The organism is Streptomyces sp. GMY02 (assembly GCF_019056675.1).
Lineage (GTDB): Bacteria > Actinomycetota > Actinomycetes > Streptomycetales > Streptomycetaceae > Streptomyces > Streptomyces odonnellii.
This window is the reverse complement of sequence record NZ_CP077658.1, coordinates 4,687,976-4,704,192: the sequence shown is the minus strand read 5'-3', so window position 1 is coordinate 4,704,192 and position 16,217 is coordinate 4,687,976. Positions and strand designations below refer to the sequence as shown.

Annotated in this window: 13 protein-coding genes; 7 read left to right on the top strand and 6 right to left on the bottom strand. The window is 70.9% G+C overall.

Going from position 1 to position 16,217, the window contains the following annotated elements; genetic code table 11:
* Nucleotides 1-485: 485 nt before the first annotated feature.
* The gene (locus KQY30_RS19800) at nucleotides 486-1,898 is read left to right on the top strand and encodes a PP2C family protein-serine/threonine phosphatase (protein WP_254407228.1); all 1,413 of its coding nucleotides are present in this window, start codon (nucleotides 486-488) and stop codon (nucleotides 1,896-1,898) included.
* 103 nt (nucleotides 1,899-2,001) lie between these two features.
* Here KQY30_RS19800 and KQY30_RS19795 read toward each other — a convergent pair whose 3' ends face one another.
* The 3 genes from KQY30_RS19795 to KQY30_RS19785 form a co-directional block, all read right to left on the bottom strand.
* Nucleotides 2,002-2,337: a DUF2516 family protein gene (locus KQY30_RS19795; RefSeq protein WP_217307973.1), complete on the bottom strand. Its 336-nt coding sequence runs from the start codon at nucleotides 2,335-2,337 to the stop codon at nucleotides 2,002-2,004.
* 293 nt (nucleotides 2,338-2,630) lie between these two features.
* Nucleotides 2,631-3,338 (bottom strand): hypothetical protein, encoded by a 708-nt coding sequence (locus KQY30_RS19790; RefSeq protein ID WP_217307972.1) that lies wholly within the window; start codon nucleotides 3,336-3,338, stop codon nucleotides 2,631-2,633.
* 23 nt (nucleotides 3,339-3,361) lie between these two features.
* The gene (locus tag KQY30_RS19785; RefSeq protein ID WP_217307971.1) at nucleotides 3,362-3,988 is read right to left on the bottom strand and encodes a helix-turn-helix domain-containing protein; all 627 of its coding nucleotides are present in this window, start codon (nucleotides 3,986-3,988) and stop codon (nucleotides 3,362-3,364) included.
* A 306-nt stretch (nucleotides 3,989-4,294) separates the two neighbouring features.
* On the opposite strand from KQY30_RS19785, the gene rph reads away from it, so the two are divergent.
* From rph to KQY30_RS19760, 5 genes are all read left to right on the top strand, one after another.
* Nucleotides 4,295-6,922, top strand: a complete 2,628-nt coding sequence (gene rph / locus KQY30_RS19780; protein WP_217307970.1) for a rifamycin-inactivating phosphotransferase — start codon at nucleotides 4,295-4,297, stop codon at nucleotides 6,920-6,922.
* 156 nt (nucleotides 6,923-7,078) lie between these two features.
* Nucleotides 7,079-7,435 (top strand): VOC family protein, encoded by a 357-nt coding sequence (locus KQY30_RS19775; protein ID WP_217307969.1) that lies wholly within the window; start codon nucleotides 7,079-7,081, stop codon nucleotides 7,433-7,435.
* A 354-nt stretch (nucleotides 7,436-7,789) separates the two neighbouring features.
* The gene (locus tag KQY30_RS19770) at nucleotides 7,790-10,204 is read left to right on the top strand and encodes an excinuclease ABC subunit UvrA (RefSeq protein ID WP_217307968.1); all 2,415 of its coding nucleotides are present in this window, start codon (nucleotides 7,790-7,792) and stop codon (nucleotides 10,202-10,204) included.
* A 121-nt stretch (nucleotides 10,205-10,325) separates the two neighbouring features.
* Nucleotides 10,326-10,679 carry a helix-turn-helix transcriptional regulator gene (locus KQY30_RS19765; RefSeq protein ID WP_217307967.1) on the top strand — a complete coding sequence of 118 codons (354 nt, stop codon included), beginning with the start codon at nucleotides 10,326-10,328 and terminating at the stop codon, nucleotides 10,677-10,679.
* On the top strand, nucleotides 10,672-11,304 hold the full coding sequence (locus KQY30_RS19760; RefSeq protein WP_217307966.1) for an SRPBCC family protein: 633 nt from the start codon (nucleotides 10,672-10,674) through the stop codon (nucleotides 11,302-11,304). Before KQY30_RS19765 ends, KQY30_RS19760 begins: the two co-directional genes overlap by 8 nt.
* A 38-nt stretch (nucleotides 11,305-11,342) precedes the next feature.
* Here the strand turns inward: KQY30_RS19760 and KQY30_RS19755 are convergent, their stop codons facing one another.
* The 3 genes from KQY30_RS19755 to KQY30_RS19745 form a co-directional block, all read right to left on the bottom strand.
* Nucleotides 11,343-12,797, bottom strand: coding sequence for an MFS transporter (locus KQY30_RS19755; protein ID WP_217311176.1), 1,455 nt, complete (start codon nucleotides 12,795-12,797; stop codon nucleotides 11,343-11,345).
* 357 nt (nucleotides 12,798-13,154) lie between these two features.
* A complete protein-coding gene (locus tag KQY30_RS19750) occupies nucleotides 13,155-13,715 on the bottom strand; it encodes an HAD domain-containing protein (protein WP_217307965.1) in 561 nt (186 codons plus the stop codon).
* 13 nt (nucleotides 13,716-13,728) lie between these two features.
* Nucleotides 13,729-14,736 carry a sigma-70 family RNA polymerase sigma factor gene (locus KQY30_RS19745; protein ID WP_217307964.1) on the bottom strand — a complete coding sequence of 336 codons (1,008 nt, stop codon included), beginning with the start codon at nucleotides 14,734-14,736 and terminating at the stop codon, nucleotides 13,729-13,731.
* Between the two features lie 167 nt (nucleotides 14,737-14,903).
* Between KQY30_RS19745 and KQY30_RS19740 the strand changes: the two genes are divergently transcribed.
* Nucleotides 14,904-16,016 carry an alkene reductase gene (locus tag KQY30_RS19740; protein ID WP_254407631.1) on the top strand — a complete coding sequence of 371 codons (1,113 nt, stop codon included), beginning with the start codon at nucleotides 14,904-14,906 and terminating at the stop codon, nucleotides 16,014-16,016.
* The last annotated feature ends 201 nt before the right edge of the window (nucleotides 16,017-16,217 follow it).

The following is a 16,217-nucleotide window of genomic DNA, read 5'->3' as shown; positions in this document are numbered from 1 at the left end:
GGAGCCGGCCGTGTGGCCAGGCGTGTAGCCGGCCGTGTCGCCGGCCGGAACGAGCAGCCGGCAGGCGGCCCGGCAAATGGCCCAGCAGCGAGCACCGTTGGGCAAGCGAAGCGATACGGTCCAGAACGGGCCATACCGTACGCGCACCCGGTCCGGCATGTGATGCGCACAGCACCCGCACAGCGCTCCACAGCAGACTCACATGTGATGCGGGGCCAGTTCACGGACTGGCCCCGCATACTCCACGTGTGATGTTGCCCATGTCCAAAGTCCGTAAAAGACATGCCCGTACCCGTACGTGATGTATGTCATGGCCACCGATGCCCGAATCGCGCGGGATGCGATATGGCCAGCGGCATATGACGGCGGCTCTTCGCCAAAAGGCCATTCCGCTGGGGCGGGCGCTACCGCTATGGTCCCCGTCTGGTGGATCGTCGATCGTCGTTCCACCGCGCCCTCGGGGGGAGGGAAGGAAACCCATACCGATGCCGGCATCTGTACCCGTACCCGTACCGAGGCAGCGCACAGGTTCGACCGGTCCGACCGAGGAGACCGTGGGGAACCGGCCGGCGCCCGTGGAGAGCCAGGCCGCGACCATGGAGGACCAGACCGCCACCGCCGAGAACCACCGCGCCGAGGACCGGTTCGAGGACCGGTCCGGGATCCGCGCCGAGGACCGGTCCGGGATCCGCACCGAGGACCGGTCCGCGGCGCAGACCGCCAAGGGCGGCGATCTCATGCTGCTGGTGATCGACGACGATCCGGCGGGCTCCTTCACCGCACCGGAGCTGCCGGAAGGGGCCGGCACCCGTGTCCGTATCCGTACGGCCCGCAATCTCACCGAGGCGGAGCGGCTGCTCACGGACGACATCCACTGCATCCTCGTGGACCTCGCGCTGCCCGGGCAGAGCGACGGCGACGATCTGGCCCCGCTCAAGCGCGTACTGCGGCTGGCGCCCCGGCATGCCGTGCTCGCGCTGGCGGCGGAGGGCGATGTCGAGCGGGCCGCAGCGGCGGTACGGGTCGGGGCGCAGGACTATCTCTTCCGGCACGAGCTGGACGGACGGCTGCTGAGCCGGGCCATCCGGTACGCGGTCGAGCGCAAGCGCGCGGACATCGCACAGCGGCAGCTCACCGAGTCCCGGCTGCGCGCGGAGGAGAACGCCCGGCTGGAGCGCGGTCTGCTGCCCACTCCCCTGCTCCAGGACTCCGACCTGAGCTTCGCCGCCCACTACCGGCCGGGCCGGTCGCGCGCGCTGCTGGGCGGGGACTTCTACGACACGGTCCGTACGCCGGACGGCACGGTCCACGCGATGATCGGCGACGTCTGCGGGCACGGCCCGGACGAAGCCGCGCTCGGTGTGGAGCTGCGGATCGCCTGGCGCGCGCTGACGCTGGCGGGGCTCAGCGGGGACCGGCTGCTCTCCACGCTCCAGCAGGTGCTGGAGCACGAGCGGGAGAGCGAGGAGATCTTCGCGACGCTCTGCACGGTCGACATCACCCCGGACGGACACCAGGCCGGACTGTGCCTGGCCGGTCACCCCTCGCCACTGGTCGCCCGGCACGGACGGGCCGCGCAGCTCCTGCCGTACGAGGAGGGCGGCCCGGCCCTGGGCCTCCTCCCGCGCGCCCGCTGGCCGCGCAGACAGGTGGAGCTGGGCCCGGCGTGGAATCTGATGATGTACACGGACGGCCTGATCGAGGGCCGGGTGGGTCCCGGCGTCACGCAGCGGCTCGGCCAGGAGGGCATGGTCGAGATGATCAACAGCCAGCTCGCCCTGGGCCTGAGGGGCGACGACCTGCTGGAGGCCGCGGTGACACAGGTGAGGGAGCTGAACGGCGGGGAGCTGACGGACGATGTGGCGGTGCTGCTGCTGGGCCGGGGCGGCGACGCGTAGGGCTGTGGCTTCTGGCGCGTAGGTCTGTGGCTTCTGCGGCGTTTGCCCCTTGCGGCCTATGGGGCTTTCGGGGCCTTTGGCGGGCCCTTATCGGCCTGTGGCTTCAGCGTCCGCCGTTGTACGGACCGTAGGGGCCGTCGCTGCTTGAACCGCCGCGACGACCGCCGCCACCGGAGATCTGGTGGATGGCGGGCCGCACGTCGACCATGAAGACGATCGTGGCGACGAGCCCGGCGATCTGCAGGAACAGCATCGGCACAAACAGGTTCACGGCGACCGTGATCCCGAGAATGATCAGCCAGAACTTCTTGGTCTGCTTGTCGGCGGCGCGATAGGCGTCCTCACGGGCCGTCGCGGAGAGGAACAGCGCGACGACGGCGAGAAGGAGCATGGCCAGATTGAGCAGCCAGAGGAATGTGCCGAATCCCGAAAGCAACATGCTGACACCACCTGCCTGGTGAGTGGGTGACCCTGAAGAGGGAAGGAAACGCCGGTCGGTCGGCCCGTACGCCAAGGTACCCGGATAACGGCCGAAGCACCGGGGAGGTGCCCGGGCCGTTACTTTCGGGACTTTCGGGGGCCGCGGGCGGGCGACGGCCGACTCGGACTCGGCGTACGGGATGCGCCGTACGGCTCGGCGCGCGGGATCCGGCAACCGACGCTGGGCACCGGCGCCCGGCGCCCGCCGGTGCCCGGCCCGGTTGCACGGCTCGGCCCAGTGGCTCGGCCCGGCTACTTGGCGGAGGGCGGGGGCGTCTTCTTCGCCGTCGTCTTGCGCGGGACGGTGGTGGTCTTCTTCGCCGTGGCGGCCGCGGGCTTGGCCGTGGGCTTCGGCTCGCTCTTGGGAGCGGGCTTGGCAGCGGCTGCGGGCTTGGCGGCGGTGGCGGGCTTCGCGGCTGCCGGCTTGGCGGCGGTCGCCGTGGACTTGGGCTGCGTCTTCGGCTGCGTCCTGGACTCGCCCTTCGGCTCGCTCTTGCGCGTCGCGGGCTCGGGCTCGACGGCGACGGCGATCTCGTTGATCTGCTCCGCGCTCTCGCCGCGCCAGGTCCGTACGGTCTGCTCACCGCGCTCGGCGACCTTCTCGTACGTCTCCCGCGCCCTGACCGCGTACTCCGCGGCCCGGCCGAGACTCCGCATCGCCAGGTCCTGCGCGCTCTCGCCCAGCTTCTTCAGATCGGTGTCCAGCGACCCGATCACCTCGCTGACCTTGGCCTGAACGGTCGCCTGGGCCTCCTTGGCCTGGATGGTGACCTTCTCCTGGACGGCCTTGGGGTCCGAGTTGCGTACGGCCTCCAGCCGCTCCGGGGCCTCGGCCCGCAACTGCTCGATCAGGCCGGGCACCTTCCTGGCCTTCTCGACGGCGATGTCGGCGGTGCCGGCCGCGAAGTAGAGGGGGGTCGGGTCGGTGAGGGTCTTGCGCAGGTCATCCACGATGGCCATGACTGGTGTCCTCCCGGATCAGTTCAGTGTGAGGGTGGTGTGGCGGCGGCACTGCCGCCGGTAGCGCCGGAACCGTCGTCGAAGAGCCCCTCGAAACCCCCGGCCCCGCCGACCTCGGCACCGGCCGAACGCCCGGGGACATCGGCGACTTCGGCGGCCTTGACGCCGCCGAGGGCGTCCGTACCGTCCGCGTTCACCGTGCGTACAGAACTCCGCACCGTCGCGGCGTTCTCCACGCTGTCGGTGCTGACCGCGCCGCCCGCGTTGACGGCGCCGGAACTCTCCGTGTCGGGACTCTCCGTGTCGAGCGCGTTCTCCTTGCGGAACGACTCGTAGATCTGGAGCAGCACCTGCTTCTGCCGCTCGTTTATCGAGGGGTCGGCCAGGATGACGGCCCGCGTCTCCAGCTCGTCCCGCCCCCGCTCGTCCAGCATCCCGGCCTGCACATACAGCGTCTCCGCGGAGATGCGCAGCGCCTTGGCGAGCTGCTGAAGAATGTCCGCACTCGGCTTCCGCAGCCCGCGCTCGATCTGGCTCAGATACGGATTCGACACCCCGGCGGCATCGGCGAGCTGCCGCAACGACAACTGCGCGTTACGCCGCTGCTCGCGCAGATACCCACCGAGATTGCCGACATTGAGTGATGCCATGCCTCCATACTGCCCCCACCCCGCTAACTATTGCAAGCGCCCGCTTGCAATAGTGTCCCCCATCCGGACGACACAGCGCACCGAGCGCGACGGCGGAGGGAACTGCCGTCTCGGCAGGCCGCACAAAGCGAAAGGCAAGGAGAGGACTCTCCCTGCCACTCTCAACGTATAGCCCGCCGGGGGGCTTGTGGCAAGGCCCCGGGGGTGGCGCAGAATCCTCGGCCGAGGCCACAACCTGCGGAAATGACGGGGGCACGACGTGCGTGTGTGTTGTCGACGGAGCGCGGCTGCCCCGGAGGTGTCGCGATGACTGAGCAGTACGTGTTGGATCTTCGAGAGGTTGACGAGACGCAGGTCGGCGTCGTCGGCGGCAAGGGCGCGCATCTGGGCGGGCTGGCGCGGATCGAAGGCGTCCGGGTGCCGGACGGCTTCTGTGTGACGACGGACGCCTTCCGGCGGATCATGGCGGAAGCGCCGTCGATCGACGATCAGCTCGATGAGCTCTCACGCCTGGACCCGGACGACCGGGAGGCGATCCGCACGCTCAGCGCGCGGATCCGCCGGACCATCGAGGGGATTCCCGTCCCGGGCGATCTCACGGCGGCGATCACCCGCGCGCTCGCCCGGCTCGGCGAGCGGGCCGCCTGCGCCGTGCGGTCCAGTGCGACGGCGGAGGACCTGCCGACGGCCTCCTTCGCCGGCCAGCAGGACACGTACCTGAACGTCGTGGGGACGGCGGCGGTCCTCCGGCACATCAGCCGGTGCTGGGCCTCGCTGTTCACCGAGCGGGCCGTGACGTACCGCAGGCGGAACGGCATCGACCACCGTACGGTCCACATGGCCGTGGTCGTACAGCAGATGGCCTTCCCGCAGGCGGCCGGCGTGCTGTTCACGGCCGACCCCGTCACGGGCAACCGGAAGGTCGCCACCGTGGACGCCGGCTTCGGCCTCGGCGAGGCCCTGGTCTCCGGGCTGGTGAACCCGGACGTCTTCACGGTGCGGCACGGCGAAGTCGTCGCCAGGACGATCGCCGCCAAACAGCGTGCCGTTCACGCCCTGCCGGCCGGCGGAACGCACGAGGTGGCGATCGACTCGCAGCGGCAGGAGGAGCCGGCTCTGACGGACGCCCAGGTTGTGCGGCTCGTACGGCTCGGGCGGCGGATCGAGGCGCACTTCGGCCGCCCGCAGGACATCGAATGGTGCCTGGTCGACGATGACTTCCAGATCGTTCAGAGTCGGCCCATCACAACGCTGTTCCCCGTCCCCGAGACCGGCGACCAGGAGAATCACGTCTACGTCTCCGTCGGCCACGGGCAGATGATGACCGACCCCATGAAGCCCCTGGGTCTCTCCATGTGGCGGCTCACGGCCATGGTGCCGATGCACGAGGCCGGCGGGAGGCTGTTCGTCGACGTCACCCGGCGCCTGGCCTCGCCCGCGAGCCGCGCCGGCCTCCTGGACGTCATGGGGAAAGGCGATCCGCTGATCAGGGACGCGCTGGAGACCGTACTCGACCGCGGCGATTTCGTGCCATCAGTCCCGGACGCGGGTCCCGGCAGGCCGCCGGCCCGCGGCGCGTCCGCCCCGATCGCGACCGATCCGATCCCGACCGCCCCGATCGCGACCGATCCGGCCATCGTCAGCGAGCTGATCGAACGCAGCCGCGCGTCCATCGCCGCCCTGGAGCGCGACATCCGGACGAAGACCGGACCGGCGCTGTTCGACTTCCTGACGGCGGCCTTCGAGGAGCACAAGCGGGTCCTCGGCGATCCGCTGAACCATCAGGCGATCATGGCCGGGATGGAGGCCACGTGGTGGCTCAACGACAAGCTCCAGGAGTGGCTTGGCGAGAAGAACGCGGCTGACACGCTCACGCTGTCCGCCCCCGGCAACGTCACGTCGGAGATGGGACTGGCGCTGCTCGACGTCGCGGACGTGATCCGCCCGTATCCGGAGGTGGTGGCGTTCCTGCGGGACGTCGAGGACGAGGGCTTCCTCGACGAGCTGGCGAAGCTCGCGGGCGGGACCGAAGCGCGCGACGCCATCAAGGCCTACCTCGACCGGTACGGCATGCGCTGCGTCGGCGAGATCGACATCACGAGGCCGCGGTGGCGCGAGCGCCCCGCCACGCTCGTGCCCGTGATCCTCGACAACGTCAGGAACTTCGAGCCGGGCGCCGCCGGGCGGCGCTTCGAGGAAGGCCTGCGGAAGGCGCGGGAGAAGGAACAGGACGTGCTGTCACGCTTGCGGGCCCTGCCGGACGGGGACCGGAAGGCCGACGAGACCAAGCGGATGATCGACCGGGTACGGACCTTCATCGGGTACCGGGAGTACCCGAAGTACGGCATCGTCAGCCGCTACTTCGTCTACAAACAGGCCCTGTTGGCGGAGGCCGAGCGCCTCGTTCAGGCAGACGTGCTCCCTGAGAAGGATGACATCTTCTACCTCACGTTCCAGGAACTCCACGACGTCGTGCGCTCGAACCAGGTGGACGACCGGCTCATCCGGCAGCGCAAGGACGCGTTCCGGTCGTACCACTCGCTCACACCGCCCCGGGTCCTCACATCGGACGGTGAGGCCGTCACGGGGGCGTACCGGCGCGACGACGTGCCGGCCGGCGCCCTGACCGGACTGCCGGTTTCCGCCGGGACCGTCGAGGGACGGGCCCGCGTCGTCCTCGACATGGCGGAGGCCGATCTCGAAGCGGGCGACATCCTGGTCACGGCCTTCACGGACCCCAGTTGGTCGCCGCTGTTCGTCGGAATCGCGGGCCTGGTGACGGAGGTCGGCGGCCTGATGACCCATGGCGCGGTGATCGCCCGGGAGTACGGTCTGCCTGCCGTCGTGGGCGTGGAGCGGGCCACCCGGCTGATCCGGGACGGGCAGCGGATCCGTGTGCACGGCACCGACGGGTACGTCGAGATCCTGCCTTGACCCTCGCGTGTCCTGCGTCACGCGACACATGGCCGAACCGGTCAGGAATCGAGAAGCGCCGGCCTGGAGCCGCGCCTAGCGTGACCGCCATGGACGGTCCGCCACGTCCGCCACAGACACATCCCGGCCGGCGGACCCACGACGTAAGGAGCAACCATGACCGACTCTTCCACCCAGGGAATCAAGACCGTGCTGCATCCCGTCTCCGACCTGGCGGCGGCCAAGGCGGTGTACACCGCGCTGCTCGGCGTGGCGCCGCAGGCCGACGAGTCCTACTACGTCGGCTTCGAGGCCGCGGGCCAGCACATCGGGCTGGTGCCGGGCGGCGGGCAGCAGGGCATGACCTCGCCGGTGGCCTACTGGCACGTACCGGACATCGAGGCGAAGCTGGCCGAGGTGACCGCGGCGGGTGCCACCGTGAAGGAGCCGGCGCACGACGTCGGCGGCGGTCGGCTGGTGGCCACCTTCACCGACCCCGACGGCAATGTCCTCGGGCTGCTTCAGGACCGGTGACCCCCGGCTCGCGCTTGAGCGCGGGCCCTCGCTTGGCTGTCGGCTCCCACTTGATCGCCGGGCCCCGCTTGGCTGCCGGCGCTGATTGATCGTCGGGCCCGCTTGATTGCCGGGCCCTGCTTGATCGCCGGCCCTGCCTGATCGCCGACCCTGCGCGACTGCCAGCGCCGCTCGATTTCCTCCCCCCACTCCCGCGCTCAGCGGAGCGCCCGTACGCTCGAAGCCGGTCGGATCCAGCCGGGCGACGCCGACGGAAACCGCGAAGGCAGGCCCGCCCGACAAGGGCGGGCCACGCCCTCACAGGCCCCTGTGCGCTCACAGGCCCTTATGGACAGACAGACAGATGGAGACACGATGAGCACCGCCGCGCGGACGGACACGCAGTCGCCTGAGCTGCACGTTGCCGACAGCCACGATCTGATCCGCGTGCAGGGCGCGCGCGAGAACAACCTCAAGGACGTCAGCATCGAGATCCCGAAGCGCCGGCTGACGGTGTTCACCGGCGTCTCCGGCTCGGGCAAGAGCTCGCTGGTGTTCGGCACGATCGCCGCGGAGTCGCAACGGCTGATCAACGAAACGTACAGCGCCTTCGTACAGGGCTTCATGCCGACGCTGGCGCGGCCCGAGGTCGACGTACTCGAAGGGCTGACGACCGCGATCATCGTCGACCAGCAGCGGATGGGTGCCGACCCGCGTTCCACGGTCGGCACCGCCACCGACGCCAACGCGATGCTGCGCATCCTCTTCAGCCGGCTCGGGCAGCCGCACATCGGCTCGCCCAAGGCGTTCTCGTTCAACGTCGCCTCGATCAGCGGATCGGGCGCGGTCACCGTGGAGCGCGGCGGACAGACCACGAAGGAGCGGCGCAGCTTCAGCATCACCGGTGGCATGTGTCCGCGCTGTGAGGGCCGGGGCTCGGTCACCGACATCGATCTGTCCCAGCTCTTCGACGACAGCAAGTCGCTCAACGAGGACGCGCTCACAATCCCCGGGTACAAGGCGGGCGGCTGGAACTACCGGCTCTACAGCGAGTCGGGCTTCTTCGACCCGGACAAGCCGATCCGTACGTACACCGAGCAGGAGCTGCACGACTTCCTGCACCGCGAGCCGACCAGGATGAAGATCGCGGGCATCAACATGACGTACGAGGGGCTGGTCCCGCGGATCCAGAAGGCGATGCTCGCCAAGGACCGGGAGGCGATGCAGCCGCACATCCGGGCGTTCGTGGACCGGGCGGTAACGTTCACGGCCTGCCCCGAGTGCGGCGGCACCCGGCTCAGTGCGGCGGCCCGGTCGTCGCGGATCGGCGGCATCAGCATCGCTGACGCGTGCGCGATGCAGATCAGCGACCTGGCCGCGTGGGTGCGAGGCCTGGACGAACCATCCGTCGCGCCGCTGCTGGCGGCGCTGGGGCACACACTCGACTCGTTCGTCGAGATCGGGCTGGGCTATCTCTCGCTCGACCGGCCGTCGGGCACGCTGTCGGGCGGCGAGGCGCAGCGCGTCAAGATGATCCGCCATCTCGGCTCCTCGCTCACCGACACGACGTACGTCTTCGACGAGCCCACGGTGGGTCTGCACCCCCATGACATCCAGCGGATGAACAGCCTGCTGCTGCGGCTGCGCGACAAGGGCAACACGGTGCTCGTCGTGGAGCACAAGCCGGAGACGATCGTGATCGCCGACCATGTCGTCGACCTCGGTCCCGGCGCCGGTACGGGCGGAGGCACCGTCTGCTTCGAGGGGACCGTCGAGGGGCTGCGGGCCGCCGGCACCATCACCGGCCGCCATTTCGACGACCGGGCGGCCCTGAAGGAGACGGTACGGACGCCCACCGGCGCACTGGAGATACGCGGTGCGACGGCGCACAACCTGCGCAACGTCGACGTCGACATCCCGCTCGGGGTGCTGTGCGTGGTCACCGGCGTCGCGGGCTCCGGCAAGAGCTCGCTCGTGCACGGGTCACTGCCCCAGCAGCCGGGGGCGGCCGGGAAGGGCGTGGTGTCGGTCGACCAGAGCGCGATCCGCGGCTCGCGGCGGAGCAACCCCGCGACGTACACCGGACTGCTCGAACCGATCCGCAAGGCGTTCGCGAAGGCCAACGGCGTGAAGCCGGCGCTGTTCAGCGCCAACTCCGAGGGCGCCTGCCCCAACTGCAACGGCGCCGGCGTCGTCTACACCGACCTGGCGATGATGGCCGGTGTCGCCACCACGTGCGAGGAGTGCGAGGGGAAGCGGTTCGAGGCGTCGGTGCTCGACCACCATCTCGGCGGCCGCGACATCAGCGAGGTGCTCGCGATGTCGGTGACCGAGGCCAAGGAGTTCTTCGGCGCGGGCGAGGCGAGTACGCCGGCCGCGCACCGCATCCTCGGCCGGCTCGCCGATGTCGGGCTCGGCTACCTCAGCCTCGGCCAGCCGCTCACCACGCTGTCCGGCGGCGAGCGGCAGCGGCTCAAGCTGGCCACGCACATGGCCGAGAAGGGCGGCGTCTACGTACTCGACGAGCCGACCACCGGCCTGCACCTCGCCGACGTCGAGCAGTTGCTCGGCCTGCTCGACCGGCTCGTCGACTCCGGCAAGTCGGTCATCGTCGTCGAGCACCACCAGGCGGTCATGGCGCACGCCGACTGGATCATCGACCTCGGCCCGGGCGCCGGCCACGACGGCGGCCGGATCGTCTTCGAGGGCACCCCGGCCGACCTGGTCGCCGCACGCTCCACGCTCACGGGCGAACACCTCGCGGCGTACGTCGGCACGACGGGCAGTTGACCGGTACGACGCGCACCTGACGGGTACGACGGGTACCCGACCACGGCCGACCCTCCTCTCGGACCTGGACAGCAGAACTTAAGCCTTCCCTTATATAAGCGAGTGATGGCATAGTCGGTGCGTGCACGCCTTCGACGTTCTGGGAGATCCGGTCAGACGCCGGATATTGGAGTTGCTCGCGTCGGGCGAGCAGGCGTCGGGCGAGATCAGTGCCGTGATCCGGAACGAGTTCGGGATCTCTCAGCCCGCTGTGTCGCAGCACCTTCGCGTCTTGCGGGAGGGCGGCTTCGCGTCCGTACGAGCGGAGGGGACCCGGCGGTTGTACGCCGTCGAGGCCGCGCCGCTGCGCGAGGTGGACGCGTGGCTGGAGAGGTTCCGGGGGTTCTGGGAGCAGCGGCTCGACGCACTGGGAACGGAGCTCGCACGGGGAAAGCGCGAGCGCAGGCTGAGGGAGGAAGAGAGCGGCAATGAGTGAGATCGTCGACGAGATCAACCGTCTGCACCGCGAGGTCGGCGCACGACAGGCGGACGCGGGCGAGGCCCGTACGGTGCTGATGCGACGTACCTACGACGCCGAAATCGCCGACGTATGGGACGCGGTGACCTCGCCCGAGCGGCTCGGGCGCTGGTTCATGCCGGTCAGCGGTGAGCTCAAGCTCGGCGGGCGGTACCAGTTGGAGGGCAACGCCGGCGGCGAGATCCTGGAGTGCGTGGAACCGACGCGCCTGCGCGTGAGCTGGCTGATGGGCGCGGATCCGGGCTTCAGCGAGGTCGAGGTACGGCTCGCGCCGGAGGGCGACGGGCGCACGGTGTTCGAGCTAGAACATGTGGCCGTGGTGCCGGACGAGTTCTGGGGGCAGTTCGGACCGGGAGCGGTCGGCGTCGGCTGGGACATGATGTTCTTCGGCCTCAGGAAGCACCTCGCGGGTGGCGAGATCACCAAGGAGGAGGCCGCGACCTGGCACACGACGCCCGAGGGCAAGGAGTTCATCACGCGCTGGGGCGAGGCGTGGGGCACCGCGTACGCGGCCTCGGGCGCGGACACGGAGGCCGTGGCAGCGACGACGGCGGCGACGATCGGGTTCTACACGGGCACGTAGTCGGGTGGAGGCGTCATGCCATTCGGGTACGGAGGGCGTCATGCCATGCGGGTACGGGATGCCAGGGCGGCGGCCAGGGTGCTCGGTACGAGCAGAAGTGTGAAGGCGGTGGCGTAGGCGGCCAGTGCCGGAGAGCCCGCGTTCTGAGTCGCGTTGAAGGCGGCGGAGACGAGGGCCATGACCGCCACCTGGCCCAGGTTCTGGGCCGTCTGCATCGCGCTGCTGGCATAGCCCTGCCGGTCGGGCGGGCTGTGCGCGAGTGAGAGCAGGGTGAGGGACGGGGCGAGCAGGCCCATCCCGACGGCCGCGACGATCATGGCCGACCCGGCGGTCAGCGCGGGCATCCCGGGAAGCGTGCCCGCGGCCGCGAGCCCGACCGCCGCCGCCAGTACCAGCGCGCCGGCCGCGACCAAGTGGTGCCGGGGGCGGCGCGCCAGCGGATTGCCCTGTGCCCAGGAGGCCGCGGCCCAGGCCACGGCGGCGCCGGTGAAGGCCAGGCCGGTCAGTACGGCGGGTACGCGTCGGGAGCTGTCCAGAAGCAGTGGTACGAACGCCTCCAGCGTGAAGTACGCGCCTGACGCCAGGCCGCGCAACAGCACCGTCGCGGGCAGGCCGCGTGCCGCGCGCCAGGTGCCGGGCGGCAGGAGCCGTGGTACGAACACCGCCAGCAGCGCGAGTCCGGCCGCCCCGCACAACAGATGGCGCAGGTCCCAGCCGGAGGCCGCGTACTGCCCGAGCGCAGCGCCGAGACTCACCGCCGCCGCGACCAGCAGAGCGGGACGCGGCGGCGGGTCTTCCGACGGCAGGGGCGCGGGGGCGGGGGCAGCGGCTCCGGGTGATACGGGTGCGTCTTCTGGCGATCCGGTCGCGTCGGTCGCGTCTTCCGACCGGGCGGGCCCGGCCTCCGGCGATCCGAGTGCCCCTTCCGACCGTACGATTACGGTCACGGCTTCCGACCGTACGACGGGTATCGCCCGCCCCGTACCCCGCTCCCGCAGCAGCGCCACCACCGCCAGCGACGGAGGCAGGCTCAGCACGGCCAGGCCGAAGAACACCGTCCGCCAGGACCACCATTCGGCCACCAGCCCCGCCAGTGGAGGGCCGGCCAGTGACGGAACGATCCAGCAGGCGCTCATCAACGCCAGGGCCCGCGGCCGCAGATGGTCGGGGTAGGCCTGGCCGATGGCGGTGTTGATGGCCACGGCGATCATGCCGGCCGCGATCCCGTCGAGGAAACGCCCGGCGGCCAGTTGCCAGATGGACGTGCTGGTGGCGGAGATCAGAAGGGTGGCCACCGCCAGCGCCACGCCCGCGGCCAGCGGACGGCGCGCCCCGGCCCGGTCCGCCCAGCCGCCGCCCAGCACCCCGCCGAGCAGACTCGCGGCTACGAACGCGCCAGCCACCAGCGGGTACAGGGCCACCCCGTCCAAATCCCGCGCGGCCGCCGGCAGAGTGGGTATGACGGCGAGCGCGGCGAACCCGGTCAGGAACATGACCGCCGCGAAGCCGGCGGTGGCACCGGCGTACGTACGTGAGAACAGGCCCTCGTCGCCGACGCCGGCCTCGTCCCGTACCGCGGTCGTACGCTCCGTACGGTCAGCCAACGCCGACCACCCACCACGGCCGGTCGTCGACGGAACGCGCGACGCCAGCGCCAGGATCACCATCCACGAACGCAGAACTTATGCGCACCCGCCCCCACCGACCACTGCTTTTCGAGCCGCTGGCCCTTGCGCAGTTCAGCGGCCGACCGCGCCGTTCAGCGGCCGACCGTACGGATCCGTCCGCCCCGGCGGAGGGACACGGCAGGTTGGCCGGTGCTGTCGGTGCTGTCGGTGCTGTCGGTGCGACTAGCCGACGCGCAGCCACTTCGCGAGTGCGGCGAAGTCCGGGTCGGTGAGGCCCTGCCGGGGGTCCACGCGATGCAGAAGCGCGTGCCCCTGGTGATATGCGGTCACCCAGGCGCGGTCCGTGTCGGTGATCTCGTCGTCCACCCATACGAAGGGGCGCCCGTCCGCCCAGTCGAGGAGCGGCCGGGTCTTCCAGTGGAGGCCGGCTCGCTCGTCCTCGTCGGAGGGGTCCGGCCAGGTCACCACGGGCAGTTCGGGCAGGCCGAGCCACGGCGCGACGACGTCGTTCGCGTCGGTCATCCATGTGGTGGCCCAGACCAGATCACACCGCAGTGCCATCAGCCGGGGCCCGTACTCGGGATTGATCCTCGCCAGCAGCGGATTCGCGTCCGCCGCCGCGACCTCGCGGCTCGTCCTGTACGTCGGATACCCGTCCGGTCGTTCCCTCGGTGTCGCCCCGAACGGGATGAGCGGTCCGTCGACATCAAGGAAGAGGAGCGGGCGCTGCGCAGCAGCGGAAGCCGAACCGGTCACCACCGCACGATAGCTCCAACTGGCCATGCCTACCGCCCCGTCACCCACGTACGTCAAGCACCGCCAAGTCCAGCCCCCTCAGTCTCGACGGAGTCGCGATCACCTCGTAGCCCGCGATCTTCTCGCCCTCCGCCTCGCCCTCGTCCGTAGGTGCGAACGTGAACGTGAGGGCCAGTACGAGGCGGCCGGACGGGGCCACGATCGCTCCCACATGGCCGTTCACCAGCGCCGGTTCCGCGGAGCGGGCCCGGTGGCCGAAGGCGAAGACTCCCTGGGCCACCGCGCGGGCGCCGCGGGCCTGTGTCGGGGCGCCCGGGGGCAGGGCGGCGGGGTCGGCTCGGCGTACGGCGTCCGGGGCCAGCACCGCCAGGATCGCGGCCAGGTCGCCGCTGCGCGAGGCCGCGAGGAAGGCGTCGACGGTCCGGCGGTGCCGGGCGAGTTCGGCGGCGGGGGCCTCGGGGGTGCCGCGGACCTTGCGGCGGGCGCGGCTGGCGAGCTTCTTCGTGGTGACCGGGGAGCGCTCGACGACCGGGGCGATCCGGTCGAACGGCACGGCGAACATGTCGTGCAGTACGAACGCGATCCGCTCGGCCGGCCCCAGCGTGTCCAGCACCACGAGCAGCGCCCGGCCGACCTCCTCGACCAGCAGCGCTTCCCGCTCGGGGTCCGCGCCGCCGCCCTCCCCTCGGCCTTCGCCGATACGTTCGGTCACCCCCACGAACTCCTCGCGCCGCGCCGCCCGCGCCCGCAGCATGTCGAGGCAGAGCCGGGAGACGACCGTGGTCAGCCAGCCGGGCAGGTTCTCGACGTCCCGGACATCGGTACGGCTGAGCCGCAGCCAGGTCTCCTGGACCGCGTCGTCCGCCTCGCCGACCGAGCCGAGCATCCGTTGAGCGACCGCGCGGAGCCGGCCTCGCTGCGCCTCGAAGCGTTCCGCGAGCCGGTCCTGCGCATCCGCCCGGTCCGGCCGATCCAGCCGATCCGGCGGGTCCGGCGGGTCCGGTCGGTCGAACCGACCCTGCTGGTCCGTCCCGTCCTGCTCGTCCATCGGTCACCTTTCCCCAGCGCGTCACGTCACTTCCATGACGCACGCGAGCGCCCCGAAGTGACCGAAGCAGCCTCAAGGAGTTGTACGCGATGAGCACGGCCCGAGCGACTCAGGCGCCCCCGGCGCCCCAACCGGCCCAGACACCCCAGACGCCTCAAACGCCCCCGATACCCCGGCCTGCGGCCCAGCCCCTCCTCCGTCCCGCCGCCCTCGGCGACCTCCGGCTGCCCAACCGCGTGATCATGGCCCCGACCACCCGTGCACGCGCCGCCGCCCCCGGCCTCGTGCCCACCGAGCTGCACGCCGCCTACTACGCCCAGCGGGCCGGCGCGGGCCTGATCATCACCGAGGGGACCTGGGTCGGTGAGCGGGCGATCGGCTTCGCCAACGTCCCCGGCATCTACAGCGAGCCGCAGGTCAGCGCATGGCGCCGGGTCACCGAGGTCGTCCATGCCCTCGGCGGCCGTATCGTGCTCCAGCTCTGGCACGCCGGCGCCACCTCGCACCCCGATCATCTCGGCGGCCTGCTGCCCGGCGGGCCCTCGGCGGTCAATCCGTACGAGAGGTCCTTCACACCGAGCGGGTTCAAGGACACCGTCACCCCCCGCGCCATGTCCGTCGCGGAGATCGAGAGCACGGTCGAGGACCACCGCACGGCGGCCGAGAACGCCCGGCGGGCCGGGTTCGACGGGGTCGAGATCCATGCCCTCGGCCCGTCTCTGATCCCGCAGTTCCTCAACCCGCGCCTGAACCGGCGCTCCGACGCGTACGGCGGTGACCGCGCCCGCAGACGGCGGCTCCTGCTCGACATCGTCGACGCCGTCGCCGGGCCCTGGGACGGGCGGTGCGTGGGCGTCCGCCTGTCGCCGTACTGGAACGCCGGGCAATGGTTCACCGCCGACGAACCGACGCTCGCCGAGTACGACGAACTTGTCGCCTGCCTCAACAACCACCCTGTCACCTACCTCCATCTGCGCGGACCCGATCTCGCAGCGCCGGGCGGCACCCCCGACCCCGGGGCGTTCCTGCGCTACCGACGGATATTCGACGGCCCCCTGATCGCGAACCTCGGCTTCGACCGGGCGTCGGGGAACGCCGTGGTCGAGGCGGGCACCGCCGACGCGGTCTCGTTCGCGACACACTTCATCGCCAACCCGGACCTGGTCACCCGGTTCGCCCTGGGCCGCGAACTGGCGACGGGTGACCCGGCCACGTACTACACCGGAGGGGCGGGCGGCTATGTCGACTATCCGGTGAGCGAGTGGCGCGACGGTATGTGAGGTCCGCGACGGTATGTGAGGACTGCGGGCCCTGTCCGGAGGCGGGCCGGACACCCTCCAGGCAGGGCCCTCAGCCGTACTGGCCCCCTCCAGGCGGGGCCCAGCCGTACCGGGCCCCTCCAGTCTGGCCGATCAGTGCGGGCGACCCTGAGTTATCCACAGGGCATTTCGTGGGCGTCTCCGCCTTGTCCACAGGGCGCT